21 protein-coding genes are annotated in these 20800 nt (G+C 66.2%); 6 read left to right on the top strand and 15 right to left on the bottom strand.

Annotated features, from left to right (window positions below):
- The first annotated feature begins 90 nt into the window (after positions 1 to 90).
- A complete protein-coding gene (locus GH2_RS06065; protein WP_066164504.1) occupies positions 91 to 1020 on the top strand; it encodes an oxygenase MpaB family protein in 930 nt (309 codons plus the stop codon).
- The gene (locus GH2_RS06070) at positions 1017 to 1544 is read left to right on the top strand and encodes a DUF4334 domain-containing protein (RefSeq protein WP_066164510.1); all 528 of its coding nucleotides are present in this window, start codon (positions 1017 to 1019) and stop codon (positions 1542 to 1544) included. The genes GH2_RS06065 and GH2_RS06070 overlap by 4 nt, the downstream gene beginning before the upstream one ends.
- A gap of 88 nt (positions 1545 to 1632) precedes the next feature.
- Here the strand turns inward: GH2_RS06070 and GH2_RS06075 are convergent, their stop codons facing one another.
- Entirely contained in the window at positions 1633 to 2409 is a 777-nt protein-coding gene (locus GH2_RS06075; RefSeq protein ID WP_066164518.1) for an alpha/beta fold hydrolase, read from the bottom strand.
- 249 nt (positions 2410 to 2658) lie between these two features.
- Here GH2_RS06075 and GH2_RS22120 point away from each other — a divergent pair, with 249 nt between their 5' ends.
- The 3 genes from GH2_RS22120 (at position 2659) to GH2_RS06085 (ending at position 4439) form a co-directional block, all read left to right on the top strand.
- On the top strand, positions 2659 to 2781 hold the full coding sequence (locus GH2_RS22120) for a hypothetical protein (RefSeq protein WP_275583788.1): 123 nt from the start codon (positions 2659 to 2661) through the stop codon (positions 2779 to 2781).
- 107 nt (positions 2782 to 2888) lie between these two features.
- Positions 2889 to 3839 (top strand): EamA family transporter, encoded by a 951-nt coding sequence (locus GH2_RS06080; RefSeq protein ID WP_066164520.1) that lies wholly within the window; start codon positions 2889 to 2891, stop codon positions 3837 to 3839.
- A 117-nt stretch (positions 3840 to 3956) separates the two neighbouring features.
- The gene (locus tag GH2_RS06085) at positions 3957 to 4439 is read left to right on the top strand and encodes a heme-binding beta-barrel domain-containing protein (RefSeq protein ID WP_066164521.1); all 483 of its coding nucleotides are present in this window, start codon (positions 3957 to 3959) and stop codon (positions 4437 to 4439) included.
- Between the two features lie 69 nt (positions 4440 to 4508).
- Here the strand turns inward: GH2_RS06085 and GH2_RS06090 are convergent, their stop codons facing one another.
- The 6 genes from GH2_RS06090 to GH2_RS06115 all read right to left on the bottom strand — a co-directional run bounded on the left by GH2_RS06090 (position 4509) and on the right by GH2_RS06115 (position 11266).
- Complete coding sequence (locus tag GH2_RS06090; protein WP_066164523.1) at positions 4509 to 5444, bottom strand: type IV toxin-antitoxin system AbiEi family antitoxin; 936 nt, start codon at positions 5442 to 5444, stop codon at positions 4509 to 4511.
- Positions 5445 to 5676: 232 nt separating this feature from the next.
- Positions 5677 to 6867, bottom strand: coding sequence for an elongation factor Tu (tuf, locus tag GH2_RS06095; protein WP_066164529.1), 1191 nt, complete (start codon positions 6865 to 6867; stop codon positions 5677 to 5679).
- 248 nt (positions 6868 to 7115) lie between these two features.
- Positions 7116 to 9221 carry an elongation factor G gene (gene fusA, locus GH2_RS06100; RefSeq protein WP_066164530.1) on the bottom strand — a complete coding sequence of 702 codons (2106 nt, stop codon included), beginning with the start codon at positions 9219 to 9221 and terminating at the stop codon, positions 7116 to 7118.
- A 172-nt stretch (positions 9222 to 9393) separates the two neighbouring features.
- Positions 9394 to 9864 carry a 30S ribosomal protein S7 gene (gene rpsG / locus GH2_RS06105; protein ID WP_062393823.1) on the bottom strand — a complete coding sequence of 157 codons (471 nt, stop codon included), beginning with the start codon at positions 9862 to 9864 and terminating at the stop codon, positions 9394 to 9396.
- Between the two features lie 5 nt (positions 9865 to 9869).
- Complete coding sequence (rpsL, locus tag GH2_RS06110; protein WP_066164533.1) at positions 9870 to 10241, bottom strand: 30S ribosomal protein S12; 372 nt, start codon at positions 10239 to 10241, stop codon at positions 9870 to 9872.
- A gap of 356 nt (positions 10242 to 10597) precedes the next feature.
- A complete protein-coding gene (locus GH2_RS06115; RefSeq protein WP_066164537.1) occupies positions 10598 to 11266 on the bottom strand; it encodes a FadR/GntR family transcriptional regulator in 669 nt (222 codons plus the stop codon).
- A 64-nt stretch (positions 11267 to 11330) separates the two neighbouring features.
- Here GH2_RS06115 and GH2_RS06120 point away from each other — a divergent pair, with 64 nt between their 5' ends.
- Positions 11331 to 12632 carry a CynX/NimT family MFS transporter gene (locus GH2_RS06120; protein ID WP_066164540.1) on the top strand — a complete coding sequence of 434 codons (1302 nt, stop codon included), beginning with the start codon at positions 11331 to 11333 and terminating at the stop codon, positions 12630 to 12632.
- Here GH2_RS06120 and GH2_RS06125 read toward each other — a convergent pair.
- The 8 genes from GH2_RS06125 to GH2_RS06160 all read right to left on the bottom strand — a co-directional run bounded on the left by GH2_RS06125 (position 12602) and on the right by GH2_RS06160 (position 20763).
- Positions 12602 to 13117 (bottom strand): hypothetical protein, encoded by a 516-nt coding sequence (locus tag GH2_RS06125; RefSeq protein WP_066164543.1) that lies wholly within the window; start codon positions 13115 to 13117, stop codon positions 12602 to 12604. The two genes, GH2_RS06120 and GH2_RS06125, sit on opposite strands and share 31 nt — an antisense overlap.
- 62 nt (positions 13118 to 13179) lie before the next feature.
- Positions 13180 to 14064, bottom strand: a complete 885-nt coding sequence (locus tag GH2_RS06130; protein ID WP_066164548.1) for an exodeoxyribonuclease III — start codon at positions 14062 to 14064, stop codon at positions 13180 to 13182.
- 66 nt (positions 14065 to 14130) lie between these two features.
- Complete coding sequence (locus tag GH2_RS06135) at positions 14131 to 14934, bottom strand: enoyl-CoA hydratase/isomerase family protein (RefSeq protein ID WP_239588410.1); 804 nt, start codon at positions 14932 to 14934, stop codon at positions 14131 to 14133.
- On the bottom strand, positions 14931 to 16178 hold the full coding sequence (locus tag GH2_RS06140) for an acyl-CoA dehydrogenase family protein (protein ID WP_244885319.1): 1248 nt from the start codon (positions 16176 to 16178) through the stop codon (positions 14931 to 14933). The genes GH2_RS06135 and GH2_RS06140 overlap by 4 nt, the downstream gene beginning before the upstream one ends.
- On the bottom strand, positions 16175 to 17140 hold the full coding sequence (locus GH2_RS06145; RefSeq protein ID WP_066164553.1) for a crotonase/enoyl-CoA hydratase family protein: 966 nt from the start codon (positions 17138 to 17140) through the stop codon (positions 16175 to 16177). Before GH2_RS06145 ends, GH2_RS06140 begins: the two co-directional genes overlap by 4 nt.
- Positions 17130 to 18659: an AMP-binding protein gene (locus tag GH2_RS06150; RefSeq protein WP_244885320.1), complete on the bottom strand. Its 1530-nt coding sequence runs from the start codon at positions 18657 to 18659 to the stop codon at positions 17130 to 17132. The genes GH2_RS06145 and GH2_RS06150 overlap by 11 nt, the downstream gene beginning before the upstream one ends.
- Entirely contained in the window at positions 18656 to 19483 is an 828-nt protein-coding gene (locus tag GH2_RS06155) for an SDR family oxidoreductase (RefSeq protein ID WP_066164559.1), read from the bottom strand. Before GH2_RS06155 ends, GH2_RS06150 begins: the two co-directional genes overlap by 4 nt.
- A 50-nt stretch (positions 19484 to 19533) precedes the next feature.
- Positions 19534 to 20763 carry an ABC transporter substrate-binding protein gene (locus tag GH2_RS06160; protein ID WP_084247343.1) on the bottom strand — a complete coding sequence of 410 codons (1230 nt, stop codon included), beginning with the start codon at positions 20761 to 20763 and terminating at the stop codon, positions 19534 to 19536.
- Positions 20764 to 20800: the final 37 nt, after the last annotated feature.

The raw sequence follows: 20800 nt of genomic DNA on the forward strand, positions 1-20800 counted from the left end.
CCAGGGTATCCCGGCGGCCCTGTGCGCTCACCGAACCAGCCTTGGAACAGATCTTTACATTTGTGTCATATTCGGTTTACAGTCACTGTCATGACCACAGCGAACGACTTCGAAACCGGCATCCGTGAGGCCGAACCCTCGTACGTCGACATCGACTCCATCGACCTACGCCTCGGAGCGGACTCCCTGGTGTGGAAGTTCTACGGCGACGTCCGCGGCGTCCTCGGGTTCCAGCGACTCGCCGGAACGGAGAACTGCATCGAACAGCTCGCGCAGGGCGTCGAAGACCACTCGGTGATCTTCTCCGACTTCCTCGGTCGCGCGCGCCGCTCCGGGCCGCCGATCATGCGGACGGTGTACTCCGATCAGCCGCACGAGTGGGGCCGCCGGGTGCGCGACTTCCACCGCGACATCAAGGGCACCATCAGCGACGGCTCGCGCTACCACGCGCTGAACCCCGAGCTGTACTACTGGGCGCACGCGACCTTCGTCGATCAGGTCCTCTACATCACCGACACGTTCATCCGACGACTGTCGTACGAGGAGAAGGTGCAGATCTTCGAAGAGAGCAAGACCTGGTATCAGCTGTACGGCGTCTCGGCGCGCAGCCAGCCGCAGACCTACGAGGAGTTCTGCGCGTACTGGGAGTCGATGTGCGACAAGTTCGTCCCCACCCGGACGATCCTGTACGCCACCGGCTACCTGAGGAAGGGCATACCGGGACCGAAGTGGATGCCGAAGCCGGTCTGGCGCGTCGTCGGCGCGCCGCTCGACGGCTTCGTCCGGACGGTCGTCGTCGGTACGCTACCGCCCCAGATGCGCGCGGTGTGCGAGCTGGAGTGGGACGAGGGGAAGCAGCGTCGGTTCGACCGGTTCGCAGCATTCATGCGTCGGATCAACCCGCTGATCAATCGCCTGCCGGTCCGCATGCTGTATCTTCCGTGGGCGGTCGAGGGGTGGCAGCGCAGCGGCGTCGATCCCAGACCATTGCACAACACTCCGACCGGGAGCCGCGCATGACCGTTCCGACCACCGACGACCTCCGCAGCGGGCTGGCCCGTACCGACGCCGAAACCCTCTTCGACTCCCTGCCGACCGTCGCCGTCGACGAGGTCCTGGGCCGCTGGCGCGGCAGCGAGGTCCCGACCGGGCATCCGATGGACGGGCTGCTGGAGATCTCCGGCTGGTACGGAAAGCAGTTCGACGACGCCGACCACGTGCATCCCCTGCTGTTCGGCGAGCCGGGCGCGTTCTACGCCGTGAATCCGAAGCGGATCCCGATGTCGGTGCTGAATTCGGTGGGCCCCAGGCTGCCGAAGCGCCGACTCCCCGGTGTCGACGTCGCCTTACGTCGGCTCCGGACTCGGAAGCATCGTGCCCGGACGCGGGCCGTCGAGTATCGCGGCGCAGTGAGTGCGGCGATGGTCTACGACGACCTCCCGATCATCGACCACTTCCGGAAGCTTAATTCCGACGCTCTGCTCGGCGCGATGGATCTGCGCGACTCCCCCGCGCCGTACTTCTTCCTCCTGGAACGCGACTGACCGACCTCCGGTTGTAGAAAAGTGTCGTGGCATCGGTCCCCAGGACCGATGCCACGACACTTTTCTGGGATTGGTTCACCCCGCGCCGTCAGTCGGACACCGTAGCCGTCACCGATTCGTCGACCAGATGCTCGAGGAGAGCCGAGAGGAACGCCGGCCCGCCGTCGCGATGCACGCTGTGCCCGGCGTCGATCGTCAGGAAGTCGGCGTTCGGGAGCGCTTCGGCGACCGACCGAAGATGCCTCGACGGCAGGAAGCTGCGGTCGCCGCCCGACACCACGAGCGTCGGGGCATCGACCCGAGCCAGACCTGCCCACCACTGCGGATCCGGTGTCTGGAACTGGGCGGTCACCGCGCCGGCGAGAGCGCGGTCGAAACGGAGGAACGGCACCGGATTGGCGACCAGTGCACCCAGACCGCGGATCCGTTCGCCGAGCGACGCCGACGGCGCGATCTGTTCGGCGGCGTCCGCGTCGTCGCGCGGCATCGGCGGCACCTCTTCCAGAACCAGGCGCCGCACGCGCTTCGGACTGGCCATGGCGAACCGCAGGGCGGCGTGTGCGCCGAGCGAGTGGCCGACGAGGTCGAAGCGCTCCAGGCCCAGCTCGTCAGCGACGCGCGCGACGTCGGCAGCGAAGTCGTCGAGCCGGTAACTGTCGGCACGACCACTGCGGCCGTGCCCGCGGAGGTCGACGGCCACCGTCGGTCGGCACGTCGCTCGCAACGTACGGATCGCCGGCCCCCACGTCGTGTGGTCGCCGCCCATACCGTGGACCAGCATCACCGGCGTCTCGCGGGTGAGACACCCGGACACGTCGACGGCGAGGTCGGGACTGGCGGCATCGACGCTGTGCAGAACACGCATTCGGGTGAGGGTAGACCTGGATGGCCGTCGACGTAAACCGGGACGGAACAGCCGAGCGTCGTCGCGCCGGATCACGGTCGGCGGCACGGTGTTTCCCGAGACCCGATCGGCGATCCGTCCCGAATCCGTCCTCTGATCGAGTCAATTGAGGCTTCTCGGCGAGCTTTGCTGGATAACACCACTTACGCTGCTGGAGGTGCCGGTTCTCCGACCGGCATTCCTCCCAAAACAGTCCTGAAAGGACTTCCCATGGATCTTCTTGGCAAACTCCTCGGCGCGCTCGCCGGCGGCGACTCAGTTCTCGGCGAACTCCTCGGCGGACTGCTCGGTAGCGACTCCGGCAGCTCGGGCAGCTCGGATTCGGCTACCTAAACCGACTCAAACCACGTCAGGACCCGCAGCACGGCGGGTCCTGACGTATATCCGGCCCACTGAGGGCGGTATCCCCCACCCGACTACCTCCCGATAGGGTCGTCGGCATGCAGGTCACCCAGGTCCGGAGCCTGAGTTCCGGTCTGATCTTCGCCGTTCTCTCGGCGGTCTCGTTCGGCATGTCGGGCCCGTTCGCCCGAGCGCTTCAGGACACCGGATGGTCGTCTGGTGCAGCGGTGACCGTCCGCATCGCGCTCGGCGCCGCGGCTTTGCTCGGACCGGCCGTGTGGGCACTGCGCGGCCGTTGGCGAACCCTCATCTCCGGCCGCACGCAAGCTGCGCTGGTGGCGTACGGCTTCATCGCCGTCGCGGTTCCCCAACTCTGTTACTTCTATGCGGTGTCGACGCTCGACGTCGGCGTCGCCCTGCTCATCGAGTACACCTCGCCGGTCGCCGTCGTCGCCTGGATGTGGTTCCGCCACGGACAGGCGCCGACGCGCCTCACGTTCCTCGGCGCGCTGATCGCGGCAGCCGGACTGATGCTGGTCCTGCAACTGTTCGGCACCGTCTCCCTCGACGCCGCCGGCGTCGCCTGGGCCGTTGGCGCGATGATCGGCGCCGCAGGCTATTTCGTGATGTCCGGTCACGCGACCACCGAACTCCCCGCGATCGCGATGGCAGCGCTCGGTCTGACGTATGCGGCCGTGATCCTCGGCGCCGCGGGCCTGGTCGGGGTACTGCCGATGACCGCGTCGACGGCCGACGTGGCCCTCAGCGGACACCGACTGGGCTGGTGGGTGCCGGTGGTCGCTCTCGGACTGCTGACCGCTGCCGTGGCGTATGCCACCGGCATCGCGGCCATCCGTCGTCTCGGGCCGCGACTGGCGTCGTTCGTCGCCCTCACCGAGGTCCTCGCGGCGATCGTCGCCGCGTGGGTGATGCTCGACCAGGTACCGGAGCGCCTCCAGTTGGTGGGCGGCGCACTCGTGCTGGCGGGCGTCATTGTCGTGAAGCTCGGCGAACGACCCGCCGTCGAAGACACCGTCGCACTGGGTTGACGGCGGCGTGTCCGCAGGGCTACCTGCCGCGTCGAAACAGCCCGATGCTTTGCTTACGGAGCAACGCGCAGTGTAGTGACCCTGTCGCCGACAGACCGCGCGGACTAGCGTTAGGTCATGTCCGATTCTGCGCGCAATTCCCTCGGTCCCCTCGCTCCGTTCGCCGGACTGTGGCGCGGTGAGGGCGCCGGTCACTACGCCACCATCGACAGTTTCACCTACGTCGAGGAGATCGAGCTGACGCCGAGCGGCAGACCCTTCCTGTTCTATCGGTCCAAGACGCAGGCACCGGGTGGCGGTCGTGCGATGCACACCGAGACCGGCTATCTGCGCTTGGCGGGCCCGAACCACATCGAGTTGCTCGTCGCGCAGCCCACCGGGTTCGTCGAACTGCAGCGCGCCGAGGTGAACGGGGCGTCATTGCTGTTCACGCAGCACACCCTGGGCGTCTCCCCCGACGCGAAGCAGGTCCATTCGGTTCGACGGCGCTTCGAGCTCAGCGGCGACACCCTGGTCTACGACCTCTGGATGTCGTACGCCGATGTCCCCGTCTCCCACCACCTGCGGGCGGAGCTGCACCGGGTATCGCTTCCCGCGTGACGCGTCAATTCCCGCCTATTGTCGGACAATGCGCGAGAGTCGACGCCTCACGCGGGAAGCGAATCGGCGTCAGATGAGTCGCTCGTCCGACAGTGCTTCCCGCACCTTCATGACGACTGTTTTCGAGTACAGATCGTCGGTGATCCATCGGGTGACGCCGAGTTCGAGGCGGCGGAGCGCGTCCTCACGCTTCTTCTCCCGGTAGACGATGTCGCCTGGGTCGTCGCCTGGGCGCAGATCGCGCCAGTACTTCCGCTTGCCGTCGTACTCCGCGACCACCTTCCCCGCCCACGAATAGTCGCAGTACGCGTTCGAGCCGTCCGACAGGACGAAATGCGTCTGCAGATCGGGGACAGGCAGTCCCGCCTGGATGATCTGCGCCCGTCCCCACGACTCATACGGATTGGCCGAACGCCCATCCGCGTGCTTGATCGCGGAGAGGGCCGTCGATGCCCCACTGAGTCGACGCTTGCCCAACTCCGCGTACAGCTCGTCGACAGGCACGCCCATCCGCAGGGCGCTGTCGCAAGCGGCGAGACCCGCTGCGAAGCCGCGGGTCGCCGCGATGTCGACCGCGGTCCGCGCCGGATTCGTGACTTCGACGCCCTCGGCCTCCATCGTCGAGTTCGCGGGCAGCCCGGTGTGCAGATGCCGGGTGCGGAGCTTGCGCCCACCCGAGGAACTCGGTGTACTGAAGTGGACCACGCCCAGATCTGGGAGCAGCGTCGCGAGTCCGAGGACGGCCGCCGCCGACTCGTGACTGAGCGGGAAGCGAGACTCGTCCCGCGCCGCGCCAAGACACTTCAGTCGGTACAGTTCCGCGTCGAGCCGACCTCGACCGTGGACGTCGACGGCAGGCAGGACGTCGGTGATCGCGTAGCGACCGCGGTCGACGGCGGTCAGCTCACCGCGTCGCACAGCCTGTTTCACCTGGAGGTCGGTGATGCCGACGTCGAGTGCACGGTCACGATGGATGAGTCCGATGGAGTCCTGGGGCCACTGCATGACCCAAGTCAAGACCGAAATCGGACGTTTGTCTCCTGCGCTATCCACAGATCTGCGATTCGACGACGCGCCGCCGCTTCCCGCATCACGCGTCGACTCCCGCTCATTGTCCGCCAATGCGCGGGAGTCGACGCCTCAGGCGGGAAGCGTTACCCGGCGCGGGAACCGACGCCAGACAGCAGAACGCCCGCCCCGCCGAAGCGGGACGGGCGTTCTCAGCCGTCAGATCAGATCACTTGATGATCTTGGTGACGCGGCCGGCACCAACGGTGCGGCCACCCTCGCGGATAGCGAAGCGCAGGCCCTCGTCCATGGCGACCGGCTGGATGAGCACGACGCTCATCTCGGTGTTGTCGCCCGGCATGACCATCTCGGTGCCCTCGGGGAGGGTCACGACGCCGGTCACGTCCGTGGTGCGGAAGTAGAACTGCGGACGGTAGTTGTTGAAGAACGGGGTGTGGCGGCCGCCCTCGTCCTTCGACAGGATGTACGCCTGGCCCTCGAACTCGGTGTGCGGGGTCGTGGTGCCCGGGGCAACGATGACCTGGCCGCGCTCGACGTCCTCGCGCTTCAGACCACGGAGCAGCAGACCGGCGTTGTCGCCTGCCTGTGCCGAGTCGAGAAGCTTGTGGAACATCTCGATGCCGGTGACCGTGGTCTTGGTGCTCTTCTCGCGGATGCCGACGATCTCGACCTCAGCGTTGACGTTGATCTCGCCACGCTCCACGCGACCGGTGACGACGGTGCCACGACCGGTGATCGTGAAGACGTCCTCAACGGGCATCAGGAACGGCTTGTCGGTCTCGCGGACCGGGTCCGGGATCGACTCGTCGACGGCAGCCATCAGGTCCTGAACCGACTTGACCCACTTCTCGTCGCCCTCGAGCGCCTTCAGCGCCGAGATCGGAACGACCGGTGCGTCCTCGTCGAACTCCTGGGCGGCCAGCAGTTCGCGGACCTCCATCTCGACGAGCTCCATGATCTCTTCGTCGTCGACCATGTCGGCCTTGTTCAGTGCGACGAGGATGTACGGAACGCCGACCTGGCGGGCCAGGAGGACGTGCTCGCGGGTCTGCGGCATCGGGCCGTCGGTGGCGGCCACGACCAGGATCGCACCGTCCATCTGAGCGGCGCCGGTGATCATGTTCTTGATGTAGTCGGCGTGACCCGGAGCGTCGACGTGAGCGTAGTGACGCTTCTCCGTCTGGTACTCGACGTGGGAGATGTTGATCGTGATACCACGAGCCTTCTCCTCAGGCGCCTTGTCGATCTGATCGAAAGCGAAGCTCTCGTTCAGCTCCGGGTACTGGTCGGCCAGCACCTTGGTGATGGCAGCCGTCGTGGTGGTCTTGCCGTGGTCGACGTGACCGATGGTGCCGATGTTCACGTGCGGCTTGGTCCGCTCGAACTTCGCCTTCGCCACTGTGTGTCCTCCTGGACTGTCGTCGCTGCCGGGTGGTTCCCGACAGTGGGTTTCATACTTCCTGCCGTCGGCAGGAGCAGCTTTTCTGTCCCTCCGGTTCCCGGAGCGCCGGGCGCTCAAGGAACCTTTGGTTCGGTGTCAGGCCGAAGCCGACGTTGTCGTCAGGCCTAGCCGTCCACCTTATTCGTTTGTGCGCGCGGGTTCGATACCCGGCCCCGGCGCGAGGTCCGCCAACGCGGCGAGCGAGACTACTCGCCCGTCGCCTTCGCGATGATCTCCTTCGAGACGTTCGCCGGAACTTCGGCGTACGAGTCGAAAACCATGGAGTAGTTTGCTCGGCCCTGAGTCTTCGACCGCAGGTCTCCGATGTAGCCGAACATCTCCGACAGCGGCACCTGAGCCTTGACGACTCGTGCACCACTGCGCTCCTCCATGGCCTGGATCTGGCCACGGCGGGAGTTCAGGTCGCCGATCACATCGCCCATGTAGTCCTCCGGAGTCGTGACCTCAACGGCCATGATCGGCTCCAGGATGACCGGCGACGCCATCTTCGCAGCTTCCTTGAGAGCCTGCGAACCAGCGATCTTGAAGGCCATTTCCGAGGAGTCGACGTCGTGGTACTGACCGTCGAGCAGGGTGACCTTCAGATTGACCAGCGGGTAGCCGGCCATGACGCCGTACTGCATCGCGTCCTGCGCACCGGCATCCACCGACGGGATGTACTCGCGCGGCACGCGACCACCGGTGACGGCGTTCGCGAACTCGTAGGTCGCGCCGTCCTCGGCGTCGACCAACGGCTCCAGCTTGATGATGACCTTCGCGAACTGGCCCGAGCCACCCGTCTGCTTCTTGTGGGTGAACTCGTGCTTCTCGACGGTCTTGCGGATGGTCTCGCGGTAGGCGACCTGCGGCTTGCCGACGTTGGCCTCGACCTTGAACTCGCGCTTCATGCGGTCGACGAGGATGTCGAGGTGGAGCTCGCCCATGCCGCCGATGACGGTCTGGCCGGTCTCGTCGTCGAGCTTGACCGAGAACGTCGGGTCCTCTTCAGCGAGCTTCTGGATCGCGGTGCCCAGCTTCTCCTGGTCGGACTTGGTCTTCGGCTCGATCGAGACCTCGATGACCGGGTCCGGGAAGCTCATCGACTCGAGAACGATCGGAGCGTCCTGCGCACACAGGGTGTCGCCGGTCGTCGTGTCCTTGAGGCCGATCATCGCGTAGATGTGGCCGGCCACGGCGTTGTCGACCGGGTTCTCCTTGTTGGCGTGCATCTGGAAGAGCTTGCCGACGCGCTCCTTCTTGCCCTTGGTGGCATTCAGGACCTGCGTGCCCGGATCGACCTTGCCCGAGTACACGCGAACGAAGGTCAGCTTGCCGAAGAACGGGTGAGCGGCGATCTTGAACGCCAGCGCCGAGAACGGCTCATCCTTACTCGGGTGACGAGTGATGATCTCGTCCTCCTTGCCGACGACGTGGCCCTCGATCTCGCCGATGTCCATCGGGTTCGGCAGGTAGTCGACGACGGCGTCGAGAACCGGCTGGATGCCCTTGTTCTTGAAGGCCGTGCCGCACAGCACCGGGTAGACCTCGGAGCTGATCGTCAGCTTGCGGATCGCAGCCTTGATCTCCTCCGTGCTCAGCTCCTCGCCGGCGAAGTACTTCTCCATCAGCGCCTCGTCGGACTCGGCGACGGTCTCGAGCAGCTTCTCGCGGTACTCGGCGGCCTTGTCGGCGAGGTCCGCGGGGATCTCCTCGATGGTGGCTTCGGTGCCGATCTCGGTGGTGCCACGCCAGGTGAGCGCCTTCATCTCGATCAGGTCGACGACGCCGTCGAAGGCATCCTCGGCACCGATCGGGATCTGCATGACGAGCGGCTTCGCGCCCAGGCGATCGATGATCGTCTGCACGGTGAAGAAGAAGTCCGCCCCCATCTTGTCCATCTTGTTGACGAAGCAGATGCGGGGGACGTCGTACTTGGTCGCCTGGCGCCAGACCTGCTCGGACTGGGGCTCGACGCCCTCCTTGCCGTCGAAGACGGCAACGGCGCCGTCGAGCACGCGGAGTGCGCGCTCCACCTCGACGGTGAAGTCGACGTGGCCGGGCGTGTCGATCACGTTGATCTGGTTGTTCTCCCAGAAGCAGGTGACAGCAGCGGAAGTGATCGTGATGCCACGCTCCTTCTCCTGCTCCATCCAGTCCGTGGTCGACGCACCGTCGTGGGTCTCACCGATCTTGTAGTTCACACCGGTGTAGTAGAGGATGCGCTCGGTCGTGGTGGTCTTACCGGCGTCGATGTGCGCCATGATGCCGATGTTGCGGACCTTGGTGAGGTCGGTGAGCACTTCCTGTGCCATCTAATCCCTCCGGGATTCTGTTCGCGCTTAAGTCTTGTTCTTGTGGGGCTACCGCCGAAACAGTAGTCCGAGTCGGCCGACCGGGCTGGGTTCGCTGTCCGCTCCCCCAGCCCGACGTGACGACCAGGCGCTCAGCCGCCCCATACGGAACAGCCCTGCGCAGCTGTGGTGGTTACCAGCGGTAGTGAGCGAAGGCGCGGTTGGCTTCTGCCATCTTGTGCGTGTCTTCGCGACGCTTCACCGAGGCGCCGAGACCGTTCGACGCATCGAGGAGCTCGTTGGCCAGGCGCTCGACCATGGTCTTCTCACGACGCTGCCGGCTGAAGGTGACCAGCCAGCGGAGGGCCAGGGTGTTCGCACGACCGGGCTTGACCTCGATCGGCACCTGGTAGGTGGCACCGCCGACGCGGCGGCTCTTGACCTCGAGGGTGGGCTTGACGTTGTCCAGCGCACGCTTGAGGGTGACGACCGGGTCGGTGCCGGTCTTCTCGCGAGCCTGCTCGAGGGCTTCGTACACGATGCGCTCGGCGGTCGACTTCTTGCCGTCCAGCAGGATCTTGTTGACGAGCTGGGTGACCAGCGGCGAACCGTAGACGGGGTCGCTGATCAGCGGGCGCTTGGGAGCGGGTCCTTTACGTGGCATTGAGATCAGTTCCCCTTCTTGGCGCCGTAACGGCTGCGAGCCTGCTTGCGGTCCTTGACACCCTGGGTGTCGAGCGAGCCGCGGATGATGCGGTAGCGGACACCCGGGAGGTCCTTCACACGACCACCGCGGACGAGCACCATCGAGTGCTCCTGGAGGTTGTGGCCCTCACCCGGGATGTAGGCGGTGACCTCGACGCCACTGGTCAGGCGCACGCGGGCGACCTTACGCAGAGCGGAGTTCGGCTTCTTGGGGGTGGTGGTGTACACGCGGGTGCACACGCCACGACGCTGCGGGCTGCCCTTCAGGGCTGCCGTCTTCTTGGCGGACGACTTGTCCTTGCGGCCCTTGCGGACCAGCTGGTTAATAGTTGGCACTGAGTTCTTTCTCGTTACGGACCGGCTCTCGCCGGGCCTTGTTTTCAGTCGTTGCGGTTTGTGCTCCGGGCAAGTCGACTCACGTGCAGGTGCACGAAATTCGACTTCCGCAACTCGCCCCACCCGCACCTCAGTGCAGGTCAGGATTGAATCGTGCACCCGCTGTCGGGCGTGTCACCCGAGGTATGCTTGCGCACGGTCCCACCACCGCTCGTCTCCCTGCGGGATCCGTGCCGGTGAGCGGCGCCAAGCATGGCAAGGCGCCGACGAAATACTTTACCGCCCCGATTTATCTCGGTCAAAATCATTGACAGAGGTGAACAGCAGGTGACGAAACACCGTCCCACCGGCGCCGATCACGCCAGCTCGCCGACACTGACGAGCAGGGCGCGCGCGGCCCGTCGCGCAGCCTCCGGATCACCGTCGACGACGGCCTCCACCACCGCCGAATGCAGCCGCTCGTACGACCGCTCGGGGCCCACGTCCAGCTGTCCGATCGAGGTCCGCAGCGCAGGCAGCAGCGAGTCGTAGAACTCCAGGTAAACGGCATTGTGACTGGCGGCGACGACCGCCCGATGCAAGTCGGCGTCGGCCTCGATCGCCGCGATCCGCTCGTCGTCGTCGACATCGCTCGACGCCCAGAACCGATTCCGCTGGTCGAGCAACTCGGTCAGCGCGGCGATGTCGTCGTGGTCGCGGCGCTGCGCAGCGAGCCCCGCTGCTGTCACTTCCAGCGCTTCGCGCAGTTCCAGCAGATCCTGGCGTCGGGCCGCGGCGAAGAAGTCGCCGAAGGCCACCTCCTGCTCGTCCGTGGCGATGACGTACGTGCCCGACCCCTGCCGACGTTCCAGCAAGCCGGCGTGCACCAGCGAATGCACGGCCTCGCGCACCGTGTTCCTCGCCGTCCCGGTCATCTCGCAGAGCTCGGGCTCGGTCGGGATCCGCTGCCCGAGCACCCAGCGACCCGCCGCGATCTCGTCGCGCAGCTGCTGAGTCACCTGCATGATCAGGCTCTGTCGTTTCACCGCTCGCACGACTGCAGTCTAAATCACTTTGCAGAGATACAACCATTCATCCTACGATTTGACGATGACGGCTGACACTGCGCGCCACGACCTCACTCCCCCGCGATCGGCACGCGGCGGCGGGTGGCGCGGGCGGCTCGTCGTCCTGATCGCGATCGTCGTCTTCGCACTCAGCCTGCGGACCGCGGTCACGTCGATCGCACCGCTGTTGACTCGCATCTCCGAGGAGGTCGGGTTCGGCAGTTCGATCATCGGCGTCATCGGCATGCTGCCGACGCTGATGTTCGGCGCCGCGGGCGTCCTCGCTCCCGCGCTCGGTCGCCGTTTCGGAATCGAGCAGGTGACTCTCGTGGCGGTGATCTTGACCGGCGTCGGAATCGCGTCCCGGTCGCTGGTGCACGACGTCTGGCCGTTCCTGGCGCTCTCCTGCCTCGCACTGTTCGGCATGGGTATCGGCAACATCCTGATCCCACCCCTGGTCAAACGCTATTTCAGCGACCGGATCGCACTCCTCAGCACCGTGTACATCACGTTCGTGCAACTCGGAACCGCGATCCCCGCGGCGGTCGCAGTCCCGGTCGCCGACGCCGCAGGCTGGCGTGCGTCCTTGGCGATGTGGGCCCTGGTCCCGCTGGCCGCCCTCCTGCCGTGGGTGTGGGTGGTCCGCGAACGCCTGCGTACCGTCCGCACCGAGGCCACGCTGCCCGACGACGCTCGGCCGGCGTCGGAGACTGCGGTCCGACTGCCCCTGTGGCGGGTGCCGATGGCGTGGGGACTGACGCTCATGTTCGGCATGACGTCACTGATGACGTACTCGATCTTCACCTGGCTGCCGTCGATCCTCAGCGACGCGGGCGGTTCGGAATCGCTCGGCGGCGCAATGGTCGCGCTGTTCTCCGCCGTCGGCTTCGCAGGCACGCTCGTCGCCCCGGTGCTCTGCACCAAGTTCGCCAACCCGTTCCCGTTCGCCCTGCTGTTCGCGGCGTCGTGGTTGATCGGGTTCGCCGGCCTGCTCTGGGTCCCGCTGTCGGTGACCTGGTTGTGGGTGATCTTGATCGGCGTCGGACCCACCACCTTCCCGATGGCGTTGACTCTGATCAACCTGCGGACCCGGACCAGCGCGGGTTCGGCAGCGCTCTCCGGTTTCGGGCAGGGCATCGGCTACCTGCTGGCGTGCGCCGGACCGATTCTGTTCGGCGTCCTGCACGACACCACCGACTCGTGGGCACTGCCGTTCGCCTTCCTCACCGCAACCGTCGGCGTGATGCTCGCCGGGGCATGGGTCATCTGCCGCCCGCGGTTCCTCGAGGACCAGTTGTCCTCACCGGCCGTGCGTCAGAGTTTGCCGAACGCGACGCCCCGATAGGTCCAGCCGGCACCGGTCACGGCATCCTGGATCGGATGTTTGATCTCCGACGTCCGGAACTTGTAGTCGTACACCTCGCCGTACTGCCCGCGCTCGGTGAAGGCGATCGCCGAGCCGAACGAGACCTCCGCCTTCTGCCCGCGGAACGCCTCGGCGCTCATCGACAGGGACGGCACACCCGCCCGCCATTCGACCGTCCACTCGCGGTCGACGGCACGGACCTCGGCCGCTCCCGGGTCGAGCTTCAACAGGATCTGGAACACCGAGGTCAGTGAGGCCTTGGCGAAGATCTCGTACCACCGGGCGTCGACGATGCGCCATTCGGCGACGAAGTCGCAGCCCTCGTCGGGGCGGGCCGGGCGGACCTGAAAGGGCGCCGTCGGACGGTTCACCGCCAGCAGCGCGTTCGCCACGTCCTGTGGGCCGAGAGCAGGTGTTCCGGATGCCGGTTTCTTCCGGCCGGTCAGCTTGTCGAAGAGTCCCATGCACCGACGGTAGCCAGGCCGACGGCCGCCGACCAGGCCTGTCGGCCGTTCGAGCGACTCAGTCAGTCGGCGACCGTGTGCGGCAGCTTCACCGAACCGGCGGCCACCTTCGCCGGGCGCGACGGCGGCGGAACCACCGGGCCCACATCGCCGTCGGGAGCGGTGTCCAGATCGAGGAAGACCGGGGCGTGATCGCTCGGCTTGGTACCCTTGCGTGCTTGGCGATCCACCCACGACGCCGTCGCCCGGTCTGCCACCGAACCGCCGGCGAGCAGGAAGTCGATGCGCATGCCGAGGTCCTTGTGGAACATGCCCGCCCGGTAGTCCCAGTAGGTGTAGATCCGCTCGTCCGGCCAGCGCTCGCGCATCACGTCGCGCAGGCCCAGCGCCGTGAGTCCCTCGAAGGCGGCCCGCTCGCGCTCGGTGACGTGGGTGTGCCCGACGAACGCCGACGGATCGAAGCAGTCGGCGTCGGTCGGGATGATGTTGTAGTCGCCGCAGATGATCGTCGAATCCGCCTCGGGTTCGACGGCCACGCGCAGCTTCTCGAGCCACGCCAACTTGTACGCGTAGTGGTCGGAGTCCACCTCCCGACCGTTGGGGACGTAGACCGAGTAGACGCGAACGCCGTCGCACACGGCCGAGATCGCGCGACCCTCGGGCTCGCTCGCCGGATCGGGGAATCCCGGCGCCTCGGGAAAGGCGACGCGCACGTCGTCCAGGCCCACCCTGCTGACCAGCGCGACGCCGTTCCACTGGCCCTGCCCGGCGTGCGCGAACGCGTAGCCGCGTGCCGCCAGTTCGTCCCCGAGTTCCGCGGCGAACGCCTCATCGGACACCTTGGTCTCCTGCAGGCACACGACGTCGGGCTGCCGATCGTCGAGCCACGGCAACAGCCGGGGTACCCGCTGTTTGACAGAGTTCACGTTCCACGTCGCCACTCGCATACCGGTCACCGTAGCCGTCAGCGCGATCGCGACCGCCGCCCGGCCCAGGCCCGCGCCGCGCCGGACTCATCGACGCCGATACCGAGGCGGCCTCTTCTGGAGAAACGCTGCGGTCGCCTCGTGCCGGTCCTCGGTCATCGCTGTCACCATCTGCTGGCGATTCTCGAACTCGACGGTCGCGGTGAACGACGGCGATTCCAACCCCGCCCACATCCCGACCTTGGTCAACTCCACGGACACCGGCGGGCTCGCGAGTATTTCGGTCGCGATCGTCATCGCCGCGGGCAGCAACTCCGCTGGTTCGACGACGTCGACGAGCAGTCCGTAGTCGAGTGCCTGCGCGGCACTGACCTTGCGACCGGTGAGCATCAGTTCATGTGCTCGCCCAGGACCCAGTAGACGGGGCAGGAACCACGACAGCCCGATGTCGCAGGCAGAGAAGCCCGCGCGGAGAAAGCCGACGGCGAACACGCTCGACGACGATCCGATCCGGATGTCACTCGCGCACACCAGCGCCAGTCCACCGCCGGCTGCCGCGCCGTTCACTGCGGCGATCACCGGCTGCCGGAGCCCGTGCAGTCGCTGCGCTAGCGCGGCGATGTCTTGCTGTCGATCAAAGGTCGACACCATCAACCCTTTGCGATCCACGACGTCGTCGTCTCCGTAGCCACGGAGGTCGAGCCCGGCGCAGAATGCGCGTCCGGCTCCGGTCAGAATCACCACCCGACAGTCGCCATCCTCGGCGATCGAATCGAGCACCGCGTGCAAGTCTGCGACGAGATCGACGTTCAAGGTGTTCGATGCCTCCGGGCGGTCGAGCTCGACGACGGTGATCTCACCGTCTCGGCGGAGGTTGACCGTTCTCATCATCGGTCTCCGGATCGTCCGGGCAGGCTCAGCAGCGGAGTCCTCGCTCGTTCGGCGCGGGCGAGCGCACGCTGGTGAACCTCGTCGGGACCGTCGAAGATCCGCATGGCGCGGTGCCACCCCCACATGGCGGCGAGCGGGACGTCGTCGCTCACACCCGCCCCGCCGAACACTTGCACGGCACGGTCGATCACCTCACCCGCCACCCGTGGCACGGAGACTTTGGCGGCCGCGACCAAGGGTGCCGCGGCCTTGTTGCCGCACGCGTCGATCGTCGCCGCGGCATGCTTGCACAGCAATCGTGCCTGGTCAATCGCTATCCTCGACTCCGCGATGCCCTGCTGGACGGTCCCCTGATCGATCAGCGGACCGCCGAACGCAATTCGGGTCTCAGCGCGATCGATGGTCATCGCGAGGGCCCGTTCGGCCGCGCCCAGGGCGCGCATGCAGTGATGGATGCGGCCAGGACCGAGTCGAGCCTGCGCTGCGGCGAAACCACCGCCCTCCTCACCGAGGAGGTTCTCGACCGGCACGCGCACGTTGTCGAAGTCCACCTCGCAGTGCCCGTGTTGGTCGTAGTGCCCGAAAACGGGAACGTCCCGCACTACGCGCACACCGGGGGTGTCCATCGGGACAAGGACCATCGATTGCTGGCGATGGGTGGCCGCGGACGGATCCGTCTTACCCATCACCACCAATACGCGGCATCGGGGGTCTGCCGCTCCGCTCGTCCACCACTTGCGGCCGGTGATCACATACTCGTCGCCGTCACGGATGATCCGGGTCTCGACATTGGTCGCGTCGCTACTCGCCACCGCGGGCTCGGTCATCGCGAATGCCGACCGGATCGATCCGTCCAAGAGCGGCGACAACCAGCGATCCCGTTGATCGGCAGTCCCGAACAGATGCAGGAGCTCCATGTTGCCGGAGTCCGGAGCCTTGCCGTTGATCGCCTCGGGCGCCAATTCGATGCTCCATCCGGTGGTCTCAGCGAGTGTCGCGTAATCGAGCTGCGTGATCCCTGACTCGGCCGGAAGGAACAGGTTCCACAGGCCGCGGACGCGGGCCTGCTCTTTCAACCGGTCGACGACGGGTGGCACCGAGTGATCGGCAGGTCCCGCCGCGTGCCGATACGCTTCGTACTCGGTTTCAGCAGGAAGCACAGCCGTGTTCATGAAGTCGATGAGACTCGCCTGAAGCTCCGCGGCCTTCGGAGAGATCCGCAGATCAAGGGACTGGTCGGTCACGAGAGGTCCTTCGGTACAGGGAATGGTGGATCGGGCCAACGGCGAAACACATCGGGGGTGTCCGTCGACACCCGGTCGGTGAAGTGCGGCGAACGCTTGGCCAAGAACGCTTCGATGCCCTCGCGGGCATCGTCGCTCACACCGCGGAGATTGAGTGCGGTCGTCTCGAGAGCGTGCGCATCCATCGGATGAGCGGCGGTCATCATGTGCCAGAGCATGCGTCGACTCATGCTCGTCGACACCGGAGAGGTGTTATCGACGATCTCCCTGACCAGCGCGGTCGCTACGTCGAGGACGTCGGAGGCCGGATGAACGCTGCGGACCAGTCCGCCGGCCAGAGCTTCGGCGGCGTCGAAGGTACGTCCGGTCAGCATCCATTCGAGCGCCTGCTGCGGTCCGACGAGCCGCGGCAGGAACCACGACGAGCAGGACTCCGGAACGAACGCGCGCCGACTGAACGGGAACGCGAACTTGACGGAGTCTGCGGCGATCCGAATGTCCGTCGGCAACGTCATTGTCGCGCCGACTCCGACGGCATGCCCGTTGATGGCGGAGACGATCGGCTTGATCGACGCGAAGATCCGCAACACCACCCGACCTCCCCCGTCCCGGCGGAGTGGCAGATCCTCGTCGGCGAGGCGATACTGTGTCCCCGGCGGTGCGGTGTGACTCGAGCGCCACTCGGCGAACGCATTGCCCGGATCATCGCCCGCTGTGAGGTCCATCCCCGCGCAGAAGGCGCGGCCCGCGCCGGTCAACAGTACTGCCTGCACATCGTCGTCCGCGTCCGACCGGTCGAAGGCCTCGATGAGCTCGCGCTCCATGCGATCGGTGAACGCATTCAGACGATCGGCACGGTTCAGCAGGATCGTGGCGACGCCGTCCGCCACGGTGTAGCAGACGTGCGGCGCCTGCGGATCGTCGTCTGGGGGTAGGTAGGCGTGAGGTTCGTCAGTGTCCAACGGAGTACCGATCCTGAAGTAGTCGCTTGTAAAGCTTGCCGGTGGCGTGCCGCGGAAGTTCCGTAGCGAAGTCGATCCGGCGCGGGCACTTGTGCCGCGCCAGCTCAGCTCGGCAGTGTTCCAAGAGCAGTCCCTCGAGGGCGTCCTGGTCTGCGTCGGCATCCATCGGCTGCACCACAGCGTGCACCACTTGACCTAACTCGTCGTCGGGAATGCCGAAGACCGCCGCATCCGCCACCGCCGGGTGGACCGCCAAGACGTCTTCGGCTTCACGCGGATAGATGTTGACGCCGCCGGACAGGATCAGGTCGGTCCGGCGATCAGACAGAGTGAGGTACCCGTCGGCGTCGACCCGACCGATGTCGCCGACTGTGGTCCACCCGCGATCGTTGCGGGACGACGCCGTCTTCGCTGGATCGCCGAGGTACTCGAACCGATGACCGCCCTCCGCCCAGATCTGCCCGTCTTCGCCCGCGGGGACTTCGGCCCCGCTGTCGTCGAGCACGTGCACCATCCCGAGCAGTGGACGGCCGACGGATCCGGGGTGGGCCAACCATTCCTCGGAGTCGAGTGCGGTGAACAGGTAATTCTCCGTGCACGAGTAGAACTCGTGCACGATCGGTCCGAGCCAGTCGATCATCCGCCGTTTCACCTCGATCGGACAGGGTGCTGCCGCGTGGATCACCGCGCTCAAGGAAGAGACGTCGGAGCCGAGCCGTTGTTGCTCCGGCAGACCGAGCATGCGGATGAACATGGTCGGCACCATCTGGGTGTGCGTCACGCGGTGATGCTCGACGAGATGCAATGCGACCGCGGCGTCGAACCGCTCCATCACCACGACCGTTCCCCCGCACCGCTGCACGGTCATCACGAACCGCAGCGGCGCCGCGTGATACAGCGGTGCAGGAGACAGGTACACCGTGTCCCGGTCGAAACCCCACCGGCCTTTCAACAGATCAGCCACGCCCGGCGCGGTGCCGAGCGGTTCCAGCGAGATCTCGGAGACCACCCCCTTCGGCCGACCTGTGGTCCCGGACGAATACAAGAGGTCGACGCCTTCGCACTCGGGCACGTCGACCGGCGGCGTGGCCGCTGCCACGTCGAACAGACCGTCGAGTCCGCGCACACTTGAGTCGACAGTGAACAGATCCGGATTGGTCACCATCGCGTCGACGGCCCCGAGCACGAGGACCTCGTACATCCGGCTGGTGAGGACCACCCGTGCGGCGCAGTCGGCGAGGATATACGCGACCTCGCCGACGGTGAGCCGGGTGGACAGCGCAACGTATCGGAATCCCGAGCGCTGAGCCGCCCATGCGACCTTCAGGAACTCAGCATTGTTCTCCATCACGATCGCGACACAGTCGCCGTGACGACATCCGCGCGACCACAGGAGCGACGACACCGCACGCGAATCGGCAACGAGTTCTGCGTAGGTGACCTGCCTGCCCGAATCGGCCATCGTATAAGCGACTCGCTCGGGGTCACCGGCGTACGAGTCGGGGAACTCTGTTGTCACGCGCGAGTTCCGCCCGTAGCCGCCAGCCGCCCCGACGACGCCGTGATGTGCCCACCGCCCGACAGGTTGAGGCCGCCGTCGACGAGCAATTGTGTCCCGGTCATGTACGACGCGATGTCAGACAACAGGACGGCCGCCATCGCGCCGATCTCTGCGCCCTCGGCGAATCGCCCGAGCGGAACCGAGTCGACCCAGACCTGGCCCATCGCTCCCTCGGTGAGACGGCGCATGCCTTCGGTGCCCTCCACGGGACCTGGAATGATGGAGTTGACGCGGATCCCGTGGGGTGCCCATTCCAATGCCATGGACCGCATGAGCTGGTCCACTCCGGCTTTCGCGGCAGCGACGTGCGCCTGGTCCGCCAGTGGCGTCACCGATTGACCGCCGGACACGAACACGACCGAGCCCTTGGTCCGGCGGAGGTGGTCGAACGCCTCCCGAGCGACATGAAACGAACCGAGGAGATCGATGTCGACGACCGCTTTGAAGCCGTTGGTCGAGATCCGCTCGGCCGGTGCCACGAAGTTTCCAGCTGCGCCGCAGACGACGCCGTCGACCGGGCCGAGCTCGGCTTCGGTGCGGGCGAACGCCTCCGCGACAGCCTGGCCGTCGCGCACGTCCGCGACCGTGGTCACGACCCGGGCGCCGCGGGACCGAAGGTGCTCAGCGGCCTGCTCCAGGCGGCCGCCGGTCCGACCGCAGATGGACACGTCACCTCCTAAGTCAGCGACCGCGCGCGCGATGGCGAGATTGACGCCGCTGCCTCCACCGGAGACGAATACAGTGCGACCTTCCATCAGGTCGGGAGCAAACGAGTCGATCATGAGAATCCTTGTCTATTCGAGTGGTACTTCCGCGGTGGGTCTGCCGCCGGTCAGTCGCGACGCATCTCGTCGTACGGGTTGAACCACGGTTGGACCGTGGTGAGTTTCTGGTCGTCGAACTGCAGCACCTGGATCTGCGGCCGGATCATCGCCGGCGCAGCCGTCGTCGCATAGCGTCTGCTCATCGGCTGGCCGAGGAACATCGGAAAGTCGTCGACAGTGCTGAGGAAGTCTTTGAGCGACGCCGCATCGAAGCGGTCCACACCGATCCGCTTCGCGATGTCGGCGAGCGTCATCACATTGGCGAAGCCCCACTCGTAAAACTCCGACCGACCTTCCACCCCCGCGTACTTCTCCATCGCCGCCCGGTACGTCACCACCTGGGGGTCGGACATGTCATCGGGATTGGCGAAGGCGTAACTGAAGAGCGCTCCATTCGCGACCTTGGGGTCGACGCGGTCGAAGAAGCTCGAATAGTCCGCAGCACCACCTTGATTCAAGATGCGTGAGACGGGGAATCCCTGCTGGTAGAAGGCCGTGTACGCCTGCGCAGCCTGCGCTCCGGACTGGTTGGTCAAGATGACATCGGGGGCGGCTCGGACCGCCTTCGCGACGAACGGCGTGGGATCTGCGGTCCCGGCGGGAAGCAGCACCGGTGTCAACTCGATGTCGAATCCATAGTTCTCGATCGCCGCCTTCACGCGGGTGATGTGGTCCTGTCCGCTCGGGTTGTCATCGGTGAACACGACCATCGAGTGCGCCTTCAGGACAGAGCCCGCGTAGTACACCTGCGCCTCGTACTCCGTCGACCCGGCCGTGACGAAACTGCCTTCGCCGTCGCGAAGATCCTGTGGATTGACCGGCGGATTCAAGCTGGGGATACCCGCACGTTTGAGAACCGGGAATCCGTTCTCGCCCCAGGCGACGGACAGACCCAGCTTGGCGACGGCGCCCGCCGCGATCGCCCCATGGGCGCACGCCGTCGTCGCGGCCGGGTCGCCCTTACTGTCGCAGGTCTTCACCTGGATCGGACGTCCGTCGACCCCGCCCTGCGCGTTCAGGTAATCCTGCGCCGCGAGTTCGCCGGTGGTGAACTGCGAGATCGCGGCACTCGTCCCACCAAGGCCGGTGGCGTCGGTGATGTCGAAGAACACGATGGGTTTTCCCGTAGGCAGTGGTACTGAGCCGGGAGTCACCGCGCCGTCCGATCCGCCGCATGCGCTGAGGGCCACTGCCAGTGCCGCCATGGTCGCGGCCCAGCGCACTGTTCGTCGTCTCATGTCATTCCTTGTGCTGCTCGAGCGCGCCCGGACGCGC

Origin of the sequence: Gordonia hydrophobica NBRC 16057 (assembly GCF_001592365.1) — a bacterium.
GTDB classification, from domain to species: domain Bacteria; phylum Actinomycetota; class Actinomycetes; order Mycobacteriales; family Mycobacteriaceae; genus Gordonia; species Gordonia hydrophobica.